Below are 241 nucleotides of genomic sequence, written 5' to 3'. Positions count from 1 at the left end.
CGTCGAACGTGCCCATCTGGTGCTGCCGGCCGCCAGCTTCACTGAAGGCGACGGCACCCTGGTCAGCCTTGAAGGGCGCGCCCAGCGCTTCTTCCAGGTCTTCGATCCGACCTACTACGACGCCAACATGCTCGTTCGCGAAGGCTGGCGCTGGCTGCATGCTCTGCACAGCACTCTGCAAGGCAAGGCCGTCGACTGGACCCAGCTGGACCAGGTCACCGCAGCTTGCGCCGACAGCAGC

Annotated in this window: 1 protein-coding gene; it reads left to right on the top strand. The window is 65.6% G+C overall.

From position 1 onward, the window contains the following. A partial coding sequence (locus AC0KVN_RS27765; protein ID WP_483656887.1) for a molybdopterin-dependent oxidoreductase occupies positions 1-241 on the top strand: 241 nt, incomplete at both ends.

This window comes from Sphingobium sp. SG1, assembly GCF_057063145.1.
The sequence above is the reverse complement of the archived record's forward strand: the minus strand, read 5'-3'. Positions and strand labels throughout refer to the sequence as shown.